14 protein-coding genes are annotated in these 13,975 nt (G+C 73.4%); 11 read left to right on the forward strand and 3 right to left on the reverse strand.

The window, feature by feature from the left end:
• The 3 genes from ACZ7LK_RS25210 to ACZ7LK_RS25220 all read right to left on the reverse strand — a co-directional run bounded on the left by ACZ7LK_RS25210 (position 1) and on the right by ACZ7LK_RS25220 (position 2,980).
• Positions 1 to 1,134, reverse strand: a complete 1,134-nt coding sequence (locus tag ACZ7LK_RS25210; protein ID WP_471143527.1) for a hypothetical protein — start codon at positions 1,132 to 1,134, stop codon at positions 1 to 3.
• Between the two features lie 279 nt (positions 1,135 to 1,413).
• Positions 1,414 to 2,580 (reverse strand): pyridoxal phosphate-dependent aminotransferase, encoded by a 1,167-nt coding sequence (locus ACZ7LK_RS25215; RefSeq protein WP_471143529.1) that lies wholly within the window; start codon positions 2,578 to 2,580, stop codon positions 1,414 to 1,416.
• 91 nt (positions 2,581 to 2,671) lie between these two features.
• Entirely contained in the window at positions 2,672 to 2,980 is a 309-nt protein-coding gene (locus ACZ7LK_RS25220) for a hypothetical protein (protein WP_469461976.1), read from the reverse strand.
• Between the two features lie 647 nt (positions 2,981 to 3,627).
• Between ACZ7LK_RS25220 and ACZ7LK_RS25225 the strand changes: the two genes are divergently transcribed.
• From ACZ7LK_RS25225 to ACZ7LK_RS25275, 11 genes are all read left to right on the forward strand, one after another.
• On the forward strand, positions 3,628 to 4,146 hold the full coding sequence (locus ACZ7LK_RS25225; protein ID WP_392275505.1) for a DUF2617 family protein: 519 nt from the start codon (positions 3,628 to 3,630) through the stop codon (positions 4,144 to 4,146).
• Between the two features lie 57 nt (positions 4,147 to 4,203).
• Positions 4,204 to 5,784, forward strand: coding sequence for a polyamine aminopropyltransferase (locus ACZ7LK_RS25230; RefSeq protein WP_471143676.1), 1,581 nt, complete (start codon positions 4,204 to 4,206; stop codon positions 5,782 to 5,784).
• Positions 5,785 to 5,845: 61 nt separating this feature from the next.
• Entirely contained in the window at positions 5,846 to 6,745 is a 900-nt protein-coding gene (locus tag ACZ7LK_RS25235; protein WP_469461979.1) for an SRPBCC domain-containing protein, read from the forward strand.
• Between the two features lie 10 nt (positions 6,746 to 6,755).
• The gene (locus tag ACZ7LK_RS25240) at positions 6,756 to 7,550 is read left to right on the forward strand and encodes an aldose epimerase family protein (protein WP_392275502.1); all 795 of its coding nucleotides are present in this window, start codon (positions 6,756 to 6,758) and stop codon (positions 7,548 to 7,550) included.
• A gap of 10 nt (positions 7,551 to 7,560) precedes the next feature.
• On the forward strand, positions 7,561 to 8,109 hold the full coding sequence (pyrE, locus tag ACZ7LK_RS25245; RefSeq protein ID WP_469461981.1) for an orotate phosphoribosyltransferase: 549 nt from the start codon (positions 7,561 to 7,563) through the stop codon (positions 8,107 to 8,109).
• 165 nt (positions 8,110 to 8,274) lie between these two features.
• On the forward strand, positions 8,275 to 9,315 hold the full coding sequence (fbaA, locus tag ACZ7LK_RS25250; protein WP_392275700.1) for a class II fructose-bisphosphate aldolase: 1,041 nt from the start codon (positions 8,275 to 8,277) through the stop codon (positions 9,313 to 9,315).
• A 77-nt stretch (positions 9,316 to 9,392) separates the two neighbouring features.
• Positions 9,393 to 9,806 carry a DUF3151 domain-containing protein gene (locus tag ACZ7LK_RS25255; protein WP_392275500.1) on the forward strand — a complete coding sequence of 138 codons (414 nt, stop codon included), beginning with the start codon at positions 9,393 to 9,395 and terminating at the stop codon, positions 9,804 to 9,806.
• Between the two features lie 83 nt (positions 9,807 to 9,889).
• Entirely contained in the window at positions 9,890 to 10,810 is a 921-nt protein-coding gene (locus ACZ7LK_RS25260; RefSeq protein ID WP_392275499.1) for a DUF3152 domain-containing protein, read from the forward strand.
• 131 nt (positions 10,811 to 10,941) lie between these two features.
• Positions 10,942 to 11,787 carry a tryptophan 2,3-dioxygenase family protein gene (locus tag ACZ7LK_RS25265; protein ID WP_392275498.1) on the forward strand — a complete coding sequence of 282 codons (846 nt, stop codon included), beginning with the start codon at positions 10,942 to 10,944 and terminating at the stop codon, positions 11,785 to 11,787.
• Complete coding sequence (gene kynU / locus ACZ7LK_RS25270; RefSeq protein WP_392275497.1) at positions 11,780 to 13,012, forward strand: kynureninase; 1,233 nt, start codon at positions 11,780 to 11,782, stop codon at positions 13,010 to 13,012. Before ACZ7LK_RS25265 ends, kynU begins: the two co-directional genes overlap by 8 nt.
• A gap of 89 nt (positions 13,013 to 13,101) precedes the next feature.
• Positions 13,102 to 13,974, forward strand: a complete 873-nt coding sequence (locus tag ACZ7LK_RS25275) for an alpha/beta hydrolase (RefSeq protein WP_471143538.1) — start codon at positions 13,102 to 13,104, stop codon at positions 13,972 to 13,974.
• Position 13,975: the final 1 nt, after the last annotated feature.

Genomic DNA, 13,975 nt, shown 5'->3' on the forward strand with positions numbered 1-13,975 from the left:
TCACAGCGCCATCGGGGCGAGCGTCAGCAGGTACGCCCCGTAGCCGAACGACAGCCCGGCCAGGGCGGCGACCACCACGGCCGCCGGCCCGGGCCGGGCTCCGCGCAGCGCGAGGGCCACCGGCACCAGCAGCGGGAACGCCGGCAGCAGGAACCGCGGCTTGGACTCGAAGAACCCGGCCCCGCCCACCGCGATCACCACCAGCACCGCCGTGTACACCAGCAGCGGCAGCGGCGGGCGCTCCAGCACGAACAGCGCGAACAGCAGCACGCCCACGCCGGTGAGGAGCAGCGCGCCGGTGAAGCCGAGGTCCATGGGCCGGGTCAGCACCGTGCGGGCGAAACCGTAGGTGCCCACCCCGAAGTCGAACCGGGACGTCCACCCGGCCTGCACCGCGAAGTACCCGCCCAGCGGGTCGCCCCTGCGCACGCCCACCCACAGCAGGTACCCCAGCCACCCGGCCGGCGCCATCACCGCCCCGGCCCACATCCGCCAGTCGGCCCGGCGCTCGCACCGGAAGAGGCGGTAGGCCGCGTACAGCGCCGCCGCGCCCACCGCCGCCGCCACCGCGATCCCGTTGGGCCGGGCCGCCCCGGCCAGCGCGGCCAGCGCGCCCGCCCACAGCCAGCGCCCGGTGAGCACCGCGTACAGCGACCAGGCGGCGAACGCCGTCAGCAGCGGCTCGGTGTACGCCATCGACAGCACGATCGAGTGCGGCAGCAGGCCCCACAGCAGCACCAGCACGGTCGCCACGCCCCGCCCGTACAGCCGCTCGCCGACCAGGTACACGCCCCACGCGGCCGCCCCGGCCGCCGCCCAGGACACCAGCAGTCCGGCCGTCCCGCCGGCCACCGGCAGCACCGTGCCCACCGCCCGGACCAGCACCGGGTAGAGGGGGAAGAACGCCAGGTCCGACTGGATGGTGCCGTCCGGCCAGTACAGGGTCGTGCCGTAGCCCTGCGCGGCGATCGCCAGGTACCAGTCCGAGTCCCAGGACGTGGCCAGCAGGGCCCGTGGCGAGCGGCCGATGTGCCACGCCCACAGCGCCAGCACCAGCATCCCGGTGAGCCGCGCGACGGCGAACAGGCCCAGTGCCGGTGCCGCCCGGTACAGCGCCGCGCGCCACCGGGGCACCGGGCGGGCGGTCGAGGCGGCTCTCGCGTGGGCGAAGGTCTCGGCGAACAGGGTGCACCTCCGTGCGCGCGGGGACGGTCACCCCGACACTGGGCGCCGCCCGTGCCCGCCGCGACCTCTGGCAGCCCGCCCGGGTGGTCCCCGCCGCCGGGCCGCCGCCCCCGCGCGTGTCGCCGTGACAGCACGCCCGCCGGGCGCTAGGGAATGTCTCGCCGATCAGGCCGGGCTCACGACGCCCGGCACCGCTCCCTAGAGGGCCGCGAGTCGCTGCACCGCTCCCTAGAGGGCCGCGAGTCGCTGCACCGCGTCCTGGAGCACCTCGGTCCGCTTGCAGAAGGGGAACCGCACGAACGGCGCGCCCTGCTCGCGGTGGTCGTAGAAGACGGCGTGGGGGATCGCCACCACACCGCAGCGGCCGGGCAGGGAGCGGCAGAACGCGATGCCGTCGTGCTCGCCCAGCGGCCGGATGTCGGTGGTGAGGAAGTACGTCCCCTGCGGCCGGAACACCGAGAAGCCGGCTCGCTCCAGCCCGCCGGCGAGCAGGTCCCGCTTGGCGGTCAGGTCCTCCCGGAGCGCGGTGAAGTAGTCGTCCGGCAGCCGCAGCGCCTCGGCGATCGCGTACTGGAACGGCCCGGCGGAGACGTAGGTCAGGTACTGCTTCGCCGAGCGCACGGCGGTGGTCAGCTCGGGCGGGGCGGTGAGCCAGCCGACCTTCCAGCCGGTGAACGAGAACGTCTTGCCGGCGCTCGAAATCGTGACCGTGCGCTCGCGCATGCCGGGGAAGGTGGCGATGGGCAGGTGGACGGCGCCGTCGAAGACGAGGTGCTCGTACACCTCGTCGGTGACCACGAGCAGGTCGCGTTCGACGGCGAGCTCCGCGATGGCGGCCAGCTCCTCGCGGGTGAGGACGGTGCCGGTGGGGTTGTGCGGGGTGTTGAGCAGCAGGAGCCGGGTGCGGTCGGTGACGGCGGCCCGGAGCTCGTCCAGGTCGAGGACGAACCGGCCCTCCCGGGGGCGCAGGGTCACCGGCACGCGGGTGCCGCCCGCCATGGCGATGCAGGCGGCGTACGAGTCGTAGTACGGCTCCAGTGCGATCACCTCGTCGCCCGGCTCGACCAGCGCGAGCAGGGCGGCGGCGATCGCCTCGGTGGCACCGGCCGTGACCAGGACCTCGGTGTCGGGATCGTAGGCCAGTCCGTACCGCTCGCGCTGGTGGTCCGCGACGGCGGTGCGCAGTTCGGGCACGCCCGGGCCGGGCGGGTACTGGTTGCCCCGGCCGTCCCGGATGGCGCGGACGGCCGCCTCGGCGATCCGGTCGGGGCCGTCGGTGTCGGGGAATCCCTGGCCGAGGTTGACCGAGCCGGTGGCCACGGCGAGCGCGGACATCTCCGCGAAGATCGTCGTTCCGAACTCGGCGAGGCGGCGGTTGAGCGGCGGTCGTTTCATGGCGGCCATCCTGGGGCGAAGCTCTGGAGTTCCTCAAGTGTGCTTTGGGGCGTGATCACCGGGGGGATCTCCCCGCCACACGGACGGACCATCAGAAGACAAGGCAGGTGGGGGACATGGTCGAGGCAGGGATCTTCGAGGCGTTCTTCTTCATCGTGTTCATCGCGATCGTGGTGGGGGTGACCCGGGTGGCGATGGGCGGTGGCGGGGACCGGAAGCGGGGCGGCAGTTGGTGGGCGGAGGGCTCGTCGTCCTCTTCCTCCTCGTCCTCGTCTTCCTCGTCGTCGTCGTGTTCCGGCGGGTGGTCGTGCGGCGGCGGTTCGAGCTCGTCGTGCGGAGGCGGATCGTCCTCCTCCTGTAGCTGAGCGCCCGGGCGCGCCGAACCTCTGGACTTCCTCAATTCGGATTGGGAGGGGTGGCCGCGGGGGCATCCCCCTCTCACGTACGACACGGGGGGATGGTGGATCGAATGGAGATGGGCCTGATCGCCGCCGGACTGATCTTCCTGGTGGGGTTCCTCATCGCGATCTGTTCGGCGGGCGGTGGCGGCGGGAAGCGGAGCCGTCCGCGCTCCCGCCCCCGCTCCGGGAGCTCCGCCGGCGGCAGTTGGTGGGCCGGAGGCGGGGGCGGGGCGTCCTGCGGGGGAGGGTCGTCCTCGTGCGGGGGAGGGTCGTCCTGCGGGGGCGGCGGTGGATGTGGTGGCGGAGGCAGCTGACACGGGGCAGCCGGTCCGCGACCACGGAGGGTGCCCGGCGGTGAACTTCCGCCGGGCACCCTCGCGTTGACGATGCGCCGGGCATATCGCAAGGCCGTACCCCCGGTTCTTCTTGAACTGGTGAACCGGCAGGCCCCCCAGGGGATGGAAACCACGTCAAGTTGGGTAAAACGGCTGTGAGTCATCCGCGGTTCATGATTCCCTCGCTGTCGAGAACATCCCAGCCCTCGGACCTCGCGTGTGGATTTCGCGACGGAGATCCCCCAGTCCCCCTGAACGTCTTCCGGGACGCCTCTGGTCCACCCGTCAAACCATGTTTGCGGAGCTGACCCATGCTCACGACGCTCAAAACCTCCTACACCGATACGCGCGCCGCCGACCTGGCCTGGGCGCTGGGTCGGGAGGCGTTGCCCGCTCTCGCCGTGCTCGATCTCGAACTGGCCGGCGCCACCCTCCAGCTCAGACTCCTCGGCGCCTCCCACCAGGTCCTGCTGGAGGAGGAACGAGGCAGATGCTCCGAGACCGTCGCCTGCATGCCCGGCAGCAGCACCCCGCTGCCGCTCGGCGTGGCGAAGAGCATCGGCCCGTGGGAGTACGAGTTCGCCGCTCGTGTCGAGACCCTGTCGAAGGGGTCGTTCGCCGGCCGGGCCCAGGAACTTCTGGCGCTCGTCGCCGACCATCCCCACGGCCTCGCCGGCACGTTCCCCGGCTCGCCCCACGCCTTCACCGCCATGCTCGCCCAGCGGCACGAGGGCCAGGTGCGGTGGCGCACATGGCACGCGTACCCGCAAGAAGGACAGCTCGTGGTCACCAGGACCAGTGTGGGCGTCCGTATGCCGGCACCCCTCTAGTTACACCCGTGTGGGTGACAAATGGTCATGGAGGTGTGACGTAGCGTTATTGGGGTGATCGAAGCGCCGCACGTCTCCGTCGCCGTGCCGCCCGCACAGGGCGGGCCGGCACCGCCGCCCGTGCGGCAGCGGGCGGGGCGGTTCCTCGTGCTGGCCACGGTGTTCATCTGCGCGGCGTGCGGGCTGGTGTACGAGCTGGAGCTGGTCGCGCTCGCCTCGTACCTGATCGGGGACTCGGTCACCCAGGCGTCCGTCGTGCTGTCCGTGATGGTCTTCGCGATGGGGGTGGGCTCGCTCCTCGCCAAGCGGCTGCGCTGGCGCGCGGCCGTGGGCTTCGGGCTGCTGGAGGCCGCGCTGGCCCTGGTCGGCGGCTGCTCCGCCCTCGTCCTGTACGCCACGTTCGCCTGGGTGGGCGAGTCGCGGTACGCGCTGGTGGGGTTCTCCCTCGCCATCGGGGTGCTGATCGGGGCGGAGATACCGCTGCTGATGACGCTGATCCAGCGCATCTCTCGGCGGGCCGAGCAGGACGCGGGCGGGACGGTCGCGGACCTGTTCGCCGCCGACTACGTGGGGGCGCTGGTCGGGGGGCTCGCCTTCCCGTTCCTCCTGCTGCCGTGGCTGGGCCAGTTGACAAGTGCGTTGCTGACCGGGGCGGTCAACGCGGTGGCGGGCGGGGCGCTGGTGCTCTGGCTGTTCGGGCGGGACCTGACCGTGCGGGCGCGCTGGCTGCTGGTGGTGGCCAATGTGACGGTGCTGGGCGTGCTGGCGACCGCGACGGTGCTGGCGGACGACTTCGAGCGGTCGGTGCGCCGGGCGGTGTACGGGGAGCGGCTGCGGGTCGCCGTGCAGACGGACGTCCAGGAGGTGGTCCTGACGGGCGGGGCGGGGGAGCCGCCGGAGCTTTTCCTGGACGGGAGGCTGCGGGTCAGCGGGCGGGACGAGCACCGGTACCACCGGGCGCTGGTGCACCCCGCGATGCGCGGACCGCACGGGCGGGTGCTGGTGCTGGGAGGGGGCGACGGGCTGGCGGTGCGGGAGGTCCTCCGCGCCGGGGTGGAGTCGGTGACGGTGGTGGAGCTGGACCCCGGGGTGGTGCGGCTGGCCCGGCAGGACCCCGCCCTCGCCCGGCTGAACGGGCACGCCTACGGGGACCCGAGGGTGCGGGTGGTGTACGGCGACGCCTTCGCGTGGCTCCGGGAGACGGCGGCGTCGGGCGCGCCGTACGACGTGGTGGTCTGCGACCTGCCGGACCCGGGCATCACGGCCAGCACCAAGCTGTACTCGGCGGAGTTCTACGGCCTGGCGGGCCGGGTCCTCGGTGCCGGCGGCCGGCTCGCGGTCCACGCGGGCCCCATGGCGTCCCGGCCCCGCACCTTCTGGACGGTGGACGCCACCCTGCGGTCGGCCGGCTTCACCACCCGGCCCTACCGCGCCACCGGGCGGCTCTCCGGGTTCGCCGCCGGGCCCGACCGGTCCACGGACGGCGGCTCGGTGCCGGACGACTGGGGCTTCCTGCTGGCCGCCCGGGGCCAGCCGCCCCCGGACCCGGCCGCCGTGGCGGGGGTGCGCCCCGTGGTGGGGACACGGCCGGCGGACCTGCCGCCCTCGACGCTGGTGCACCCGAGGTACGGCGAGTGACCTCGTTTGGCCTCGCGCACATGGGAGACGTGGGCGCCGGGCGTGGGTAGGCTCGGGCTCCATGGAGCATGAGGTGTTCGTTCCGGTTGACGTCGAGACCCTCCGCGCGGTGCTGGCGGACCCCACCCGGGTCGCCCCGTGCGTGCCGGGGCTCCAGCAGGACGCGGACGCGTCGGCGGGCCCGCTCTCGGGCCGCCTGAAGGTGCGGGCCGGCGGGCACTCGATCACCTACCGGGGCGCCCTGCACATCGCCGCCCAGGAGGACGGCAGCTATGTCGTCGAGGGCGACGGCACGGAGGTGCGCGGAACGGGCTCGGCGAAGGTGGCCCTCACGGTCCGTATGACCCCGGTGGACGGCGGCACGACGCTGCGCTTCACGGGGACGACGCGTGCGGAGGGCCGGCTGACGGAGCTGCCGGACGACACCGCGCTGTCGGCGGCCCACCGGCTGCTCGACCGCTTCGCCGAGTCCCTGGCGGCGACGGCCACCACCACCGCGTCGGGGGTGCGTGGCGCCTCCATCGGTGATCAGGACGGGGACGACCTCGCCCAGGAGGCGGGCCTGGCGGAGGAGGCGGGCCTGGCCGGCCGGGACCTCACCGACGAGCTGGACGTCGACGACGACGGAGTGGACCAGGGTGCCGAGAGCGCCGGGTCGGTGTTCGACGCCCCCGTGCCGCCGCCGTCCCTGGACCCGCTCGCCGACGCCGAGTTCGAGGTGCCCGACATCCCCGACGGAGTGCTGTCCGGTGCGGGCGCCGAGGCGGCACACGCCCGGCGCACCATGATCGGCCGCAGTGCCGAGGAGGTCGACCACGCCCCGCCGCGCGGCCGGTACGCGCCGACGCCCGGTCCGGAGACCGCGTCGACGGCCGCGACGCTGCGGTGGCTCGCCCCGGCCGCCGCGCTCGCCCTGGCTTCCGCGGTGGTGGTCGGACGCGCGCTGCGCCGCCGCAAGTAGTGTCAGGGGCGTGACCAGTAGCGAACAGAGCGTCCGGCTCATGGCCGGAGACGTCGAGTTGACGGTGCGTCCGGACAACGGATGCCGCATCGAGAGCCTGCGCGTCGGCGGGACCGAACTGCTGCGGCAGGGGGAGAAGTACGGCTGCTTCCCGATGGTGCCCTGGTGCGGGCGGATCGCCGACGGCCGGTTCCTCAACGGGGCGACCTGGCACCGGATGCCGCTCAACTCCCCGCCGCACGCCATCCACGGCACCGGCCGCGACACCGCGTGGCGCGTCGCCCTCGCCGACGAGGCGGAGGCGGTGTTCACCTATGACCTCACCGAGCCGTGGCCGTACCCGGGCCGGGTCACCCAGACCGTCCGGCTGACCGAGGACGCGCTCACGCTCCAGCTCGGTGTCGAGACCTACGGCGACTCCTTCCCGGCCCAGGCCGGCTGGCACCCGTGGTTCCGGCGGAACCTGGGCGGGGACGACGTACGCCTCGACTTCGCACCCGAGTGGCAGGAGGAGCGCGGCGAGGACCACCTGCCCACCGGCCGCCGGATCGCGCCCCTGCCCGGGCCGTGGGACGACTGCTTCGGCATGCCGGACGGGGTGGATGTCACCCTCACCTGGCCCGGGGAGCTGGAGCTGAAGGTGACCAGCCGTGCCCCCTGGGTCGTGGTGTACGACGAGCAGGAGGCGGCGGTCTGCGTGGAGCCCCAGTCGGGACCGCCGAACGGCCTCAACACCGCTCCCCGCCTGGTCACGCCCATCGAGCCGCTGGAGCTGGCCGCGACCTTCGCGTGGCGGCGGCTTTAAGCTCATGGGCATGACTGACGTACGAGCCGATCTGCTCCAGCAGATCAAGGACAAGGCCGTGGTGCACGGCAAGGTGACCCTCTCCTCGGGTCTGGAGGCCGACTACTACGTCGACCTGCGCCGGATCACCCTGGACGGCGCGGCCTCCCCGCTCGTCGGTCAGGTCATGCTCGATCTGACCGACGACCTGGAGTTCGACGCCGTCGGCGGTCTCACCCTGGGCGCCGACCCGGTCGCCACGGCGATGCTGCACGCCGCCGCCGCGCGCGGCCGGACGCTGGACGCCTTCGTCGTGCGCAAGGCCGCCAAGGCGCACGGCATGCAGCGCCGCGTCGAGGGCCCGGACATCACGGGCCGCCGGGTCCTGGTGGTCGAGGACACCTCCACCACCGGAGGCTCGCCGCTCACCGCCGTCGAGGCGGTCCGCGAGGCCGGTGCCGAGGTCGTGGCGGTGGCGACGATCGTCGACCGGGCGACCGGTGCGGCCGAGAAGATCAGCGGGACGGCCGGGGTGCCGTACCGGTACGCCTACGCCCTGGACGAGCTGGGCCTGGACTAGTCCCATAGGGCGTGACCTGCGGGTTCATCGAGGGGCGGACGGTTTCACGTGAAACGGTCCGCCCCTCGTGGCAGGCGGGGTGGAGCCCGCGGCGGAGTCTGGAAAGATGGGTGCGACGATGACGTCGCCCCCAGGTCAGGGATCAGCAACGCTACGCAACCGCAGATCACAAGGAGCGGACAGATGCCCATCGCAACCCCCGAGGTCTACAACGAGATGCTCGACCGGGCGAAGGCAGGCAAGTTCGCCTACCCGGCCATCAACGTCACCTCGTCGCAGACTCTGCACGCCGCCCTGCGTGGTTTCGCCGAGGCAGAGAGCGACGGCATCATCCAGATCTCGACCGGTGGCGCGGAGTTCCTGGGCGGCCAGTACAGCAAGGACATGGTGACCGGCGCGGTCGCCCTGGCCGAGTTCGCGCACATCGTCGCCGCGAAGTACGACGTCACCATCGCGCTGCACACCGACCACTGCCCGAAGGACAAGCTGGACGGCTACGTCCGTCCGCTGCTCGACATCTCCGCCGAGCGCGTCGCCAAGGGTGACAACCCGCTGTTCCAGTCCCACATGTGGGACGGCTCGGCCGAGACCCTCGCCGACAACCTGTCCATCGGCCAGGAGCTGCTCGCGAAGGCCGCCGCCGCCAAGATCATCCTTGAGGTCGAGATCACCCCGACCGGCGGCGAGGAGGACGGCGTCACCCACGAGATCAACGACGAGCTGTACACCACCGTCGACGACGCCATCCGCACCGCCGAGGCGCTCGGCCTGGGCGAGAAGGGCCGCTACCTGCTGGCCGCCTCCTTCGGCAACGTCCACGGCGTCTACAAGCCGGGCAACGTCGTGCTCCGCCCCGAGCTGCTCAAGGACCTCCAGCAGGGCGTGGCCGAGCGCTTCGGCAAGGCCGACCCGTTCGACTTCGTCTTCCACGGCGGCTCCGGCTCCACGGCCGAGGAGATCGCCACCGCGCTGGAGAACGGCGTCGTGAAGATGAACCTCGACACCGACACCCAGTACGCCTTCACCCGTCCGGTCGCGGACCACATGTTCAAGAACTACGACGGTGTGCTGAAGGTCGACGGCGAGGTCGGCTCCAAGAAGACCTACGACCCGCGCACCTGGGGCAAGCTGGCCGAGGCGGGCATGGCCAAGCGCGTGACCGAGGCGTGCGAGGCGCTGCGCTCCACCGGTACCAAGCTGAAGTAACACCCCCGGCACACCACTGATCGTCCGACACGGGCCCGGCATCGCAGACGCGGTGCCGGGCCTGTGACACTGGTGGCATGGCCATCCACGAAAACCTGCTGGGGGGACCGCCCCCCACCCATCTGCCCGACGACCCGGAGCCGCGTGAGCTGCTCGCGGGCGGCACCGCGCCCGCCGAGGTCGCCGCGAAGTACCCCACCTCCTCCCTGGCCTGGGCCCAGCTCGCCGACGACGCGTTCGAGGCCGGCCGGGTCGTCGAGTCGTACGCGTACGCCAGGACCGGCTACCACCGGGGCCTGGACGCCCTGCGCCGCAGCGGCTGGAAGGGGCACGGCCCGGTGCCGTGGGAGCACGAGCCGAACCGCGGGTTCCTCCGCGCCCTGAACGCCCTGGCGCGGGCCGCGCAGGCGATCGGCGAGCAGGAGGAGTACGAGCGCTGCTCGACGTTCCTGCGGGACTCCTCGCCCCTGGCCGCCGAGACCCTCGGCTGACCGGGGCTCCGCCACGCCGAGACCCGCCCACCCGGACCGGTTCCCTCCGGTCGGGGTGAGGCGGGTCGCACCGTTATCGATGCGTGACCGTTACGATCGCGCTCACCATCGAACGGAGATCCATTGTGGGGAAGCGTGCCGCCGCACCGCGAGGACGTCGACGCCGTCGGAGCGCGCGGGGCGGCGGGGGCGCCCGCCGCCCGCTGGGCCGAATAGTCCTGCTGTCGCTCGCCCTGACCGGCGTCTGCCTCGGCGGTGGCGCCGCCCTGGCCCACTGGCGGGGCGCCCCGGCCCCCGCCGGCACCGCCGCCGCCCCGCTCGCACCCCCGCCCGGCCGGCCCGCCGCCGGCCCGGCCACCGGCCACGGCGCCACCGCCCCGCCGCGCGCCGGCCGTGACGCCCCGCCCCGGCGGGACCGCCCCGGCACGTCCACCGCCGTTCCGGCGTCCGGGCCGGGCACCTTCACCACCGCCCGCACCACCGGCGCCAGGACCGGCTCGGGAACCCTCCGCCGCTACAGCGTCCAGGTCGAGGACGGCATCGGCCTCCCGGCGGCGGGCGCGGCCCAGGAGATCCAGCGGATCCTCGCCCACCCCCAGGGCTGGGCCGCCCACGGCCGGGGCTCCTTCCAGCTCGTCGCCGAGGACCCCGACTTCGTCATCCGCATCGCCACGCCCGCCACGGCCGACGCCCTGTGCCTCGCCCAGGGGTTCGACACGGGCGGCGAGCTGAACTGCGAGACCGCCGACGGGGTCGTGGTGAACCTCAAGCGCTGGATGCTGGGCTCCCCCACCTTCACCGGTCCCCCCGCCGAGTACCGGCACCTGATCATCAACCATGAGGTCGGCCACGAGATCGGCATCCGCCGGCACATGGGCTGCGCGGCCCCCGGCCGGCCCGCCCCGGTGATGATGCAGCAGATCAAGGGCCTCGACGGGTGCCGCTCCAACGCCTGGCCGTATGACACCTCCGGCCGGTACATCGAGGGACCGCTCGTGTCATGATGCGACTGGGTCCACGCGCACACGGCGTGGTCCCGAGGGGACCGGGGCTCCGCCTGCGGGACGCAAGGCAAACCGAGCGCCCATAAGGGGGGCAGACCGCTACCCGGTAGCACGCATTGATGGAGACAGCGATGTCTACTTCCCCCGATGCCTCCGCGCCCGGTTCGGACACCCCGAACCTGGAGTACACAGGCACGACGCCGTACGAGGACTACGTCCAGGCGGACGTCCTCACCCACCTCCAGCACCCGCTCTCGGACGATCCGGGAGAGATGGTGTTCCTGGTGACCACGCAGGTCATGGAGTTGTGGTTCACCGTGATCGTCCACGAGTGGGAGACCGCGAGCCGTGCCCTGCGCGAGGACCGGATACCGGTGGCGATGGACGCCCTGGGCCGTTCGGTGCGCGAGCTGGAGGCGCTGAACGCCTCGTGGAAGCCGCTCGCGCGCCTCACTCCGGCCCAGTTCAACTCCTACCGGAGTGCCCTCGGCGAGGGCTCCGGGTTCCAGTCGGCGATGTACCGCCGGCTGGAGTTCCTGCTGGGTGACAAGTCCGCGTCGATGCTGGTGCCGCACCGCGGCGCCCCGCGCGTCCACGCGGAGCTGGAGAAGGCGCTGCACGAGCCGAGCCTGTACGACGAGGTGCTCCGGCTGCTGGCCCGGCGCGGCCATCCGGTGCCGGACAGCGTCCTGCGGCGCGACCTGTCGCAGAAGTACGAACCGTCCCCGGTGGTCGAGGAGATCTGGGCGCGCATCTACGCGAACCCGGCGGATCATGACGAACTGGTTCGGCTGGGCGAGGCGTTGACGGACGTCGGCGAGCTGGTGTGGCGCTGGCGCAACGACCACCTGGTGGCGACACGGCGCGCGATGGGCTCCAAGACGGGCACGGCCGGCTCCGCCGGGGTGGCCTGGCTGGAGAAGCGGGCCCGCAAGAACGTGTTCCCCGAGGTGTGGACGGCGCGCAGCCATGTCTGACGACCTCGACCTCAGGGCCAGGGCGGCGTCGCTGGACGCCGGGGACCAGCTCGCCGAGCGCCGCGGGCTGTTCGCGCTCGACGACGGCGTGGTGTACCTGGACGGCAACTCGCTGGGCGCGCTGCCCCGCCACGTACCGGAACGCATGGCGGACGTCATCACCCGCCAGTGGGGCGAGCTGCGCATCCGCTCCTGGGACGAGAGCGGCTGGTGGACCGCGCCCGAGCGGATCGGCGACCGGATCGCGCCGCTCGTCGGCGCGGCACCCGGCCAGGTGGTGGTCGGCGACTCGACGAGCGTCAACGTCTTCAAGGCGCTGGTGGGCGCGGTGCGGCTGGCCGACCCGGACCGGGACGAGATCGTCGTGGACGCCACGACGTTCCCCACGGACGGGTACATCGCCGAGTCGGCCGCGCGGCTGACCGGCAGGCGACTGGTGGCCGCCGCCCCCGAAGAGGTGCCGGACGCGGTCGGCCCGCGGACGGCGGCCGCGCTCGTCAACCACGTCGACTACCGCACGGGCCGGCTGCACGACCTGCCGGGCGTGACGGCGGCCGTCCGCGCGGCGGGCGCGCTCGCCGTGTGGGACCTGTGCCACAGTGCGGGCGCCCTGCCGGTCGACCTGGACGCGCACGGCGTGGACCTGGCGGTGGGCTGCACGTACAAGTACCTCAACGGCGGCCCGGGCGCGCCGGCCTTCCTGTACGTGGCGGAGCGCCACCAGGCGGGCTTCGATTCCCCGCTGCCGGGATGGAACTCGCACGCCGACCCCTTCGCGATGACGCCGGGCTACGCGGCGGCGGAGGGCGCGGCGCGCGGGCGCGTCGGCACGCCGGACATCCTGTCCATGCTGGCGCTGGAGGCGTCGCTGGACGTCTGGGACGGGGTGCCCGTGGCGGCGGTACGGGCCAAGAGCCTGGCCCTGACGGACTTCTTCCTGGAGTGCGTCGAGGCCTACGTCCCCGCGGGCCGGGTCACCTCGGTGACCCCCGGGCCGCACGAGGAGCGAGGCAGCCAGGTCAGCCTGCGCTGCTCAAAGGCCCATGCCGTGATGAAGGAGCTGATCGCGCGGGGCGTGGTCGGCGACCTGCGCCGCCCGGACGTGCTGCGGTTCGGTTTCACACCGCTGTACGTGTCGTTCGCGGACGCCGAGCGCGCGGCGCGCGTGCTGGCGGACGTGGTCCGGGACGTGTTCGCGGACGCCGTCGCGGAGTCCGCCGGCTGACGTCGGGCCTGGTCCGCGGGGGCGGCCGGTCCTGGTACCGTCCCCGCAGTCCAGGCCGATCGGGCCTCGTCACCGAAAGGTTGAGCATCATGCCCGACCCCGCCGCGCGCGACGCCGCCGAGGAAGCGTCGGTCCTGTCGCATCCGGCCGTCGACCCGGATTCCACCGCCGCGTACGGTGATCATCCGGATCAGGTCGTGGACTTCTACGCCCCTCGCGGCGGCGGCGACGGCGACGCGCCGCTCGTCGTCGTGCTGCACGGCGGGGCGTGGCGGGCGCCGTACGACCGGTGGCACGTCACCCCGTTCGCCGACTACCTGGCGCGGCGCGGTTTCGCCGTGGCCAACGTCGAGTACCGGCGGGGCCGGGACGTACCCGGGCAGGGCGGCGACGGGCCCGTCGCGGGGCGCTGGCCGGAGACGTTCGACGACGTGGCGGCCGCGCTGGACGGGCTGCCCGCCCTGGTCCGTACGCACCTGCCGCGGGCCGACGCGCGCCGCACGGTGGTCACCGGGCATTCGGCGGGCGGTCATCTCGCGCTGTGGGTGGCCGCCCGGCACGTCCTGCCCGCCGGGGCGCCGTGGCGGCTGGACGGCCCGCCCGCGCTGCGCGGGGTCGTCGCCCTGGCGCCGATCGCGCACGTCGCGCGGGCGGTGGAGCTGGACGTGTGCGGTGGTGCGGTCACCCAGCTCCTGGGGTCCGGCCCCGAGTTCGAGGCGCGGGCGAGGTGCGCCGACCCGTCCGTGCTGCTGCCGACCGGGATCGCGACGGCGGTGGTCCAGGGGCGCGAGGACACCGTCGTCCCGTGGGCCGTGGCGGAGGCGTACGCGGACGCGGCGGCGAAGGCGGGCGAGATGGTCGGGCTCACCCTGCTGGACGGCGTCGGGCACTTCCCGCTGATCGACCCGGCGGCGGACGCGTGCGCGGTGGTCGCGGAGGAGATCGCGCAACTGGCCTGGTGAT

The sequence above is a fragment of the Streptomyces sp. NPDC039423 genome (assembly GCF_055598725.1).

Excerpts from the sequence above, each read along its gene's own strand:
- ACZ7LK_RS25215 (WP_471143529.1), bottom strand. The coding sequence starts at position 2,580 with ATGAAACGACCGCCGCTCAACCGCCGCCTCGCCGAGTTCGGAACGACG.
- ACZ7LK_RS25225 (WP_392275505.1), top strand. The coding sequence starts at position 3,628 with ATGCTCACGACGCTCAAAACCTCCTACACCGATACGCGCGCCGCCGAC.
- ACZ7LK_RS25235 (WP_469461979.1), top strand. The coding sequence starts at position 5,846 with ATGGAGCATGAGGTGTTCGTTCCGGTTGACGTCGAGACCCTCCGCGCG.
- pyrE (WP_469461981.1), top strand. The coding sequence starts at position 7,561 with ATGACTGACGTACGAGCCGATCTGCTCCAGCAGATCAAGGACAAGGCC.
- ACZ7LK_RS25255 (WP_392275500.1), top strand. The coding sequence starts at position 9,393 with ATGGCCATCCACGAAAACCTGCTGGGGGGACCGCCCCCCACCCATCTG.
- ACZ7LK_RS25265 (WP_392275498.1), top strand. The coding sequence starts at position 10,942 with ATGTCTACTTCCCCCGATGCCTCCGCGCCCGGTTCGGACACCCCGAAC.
- kynU (WP_392275497.1), top strand. The coding sequence starts at position 11,780 with ATGTCTGACGACCTCGACCTCAGGGCCAGGGCGGCGTCGCTGGACGCC.
- ACZ7LK_RS25275 (WP_471143538.1), top strand. The coding sequence starts at position 13,102 with ATGCCCGACCCCGCCGCGCGCGACGCCGCCGAGGAAGCGTCGGTCCTG.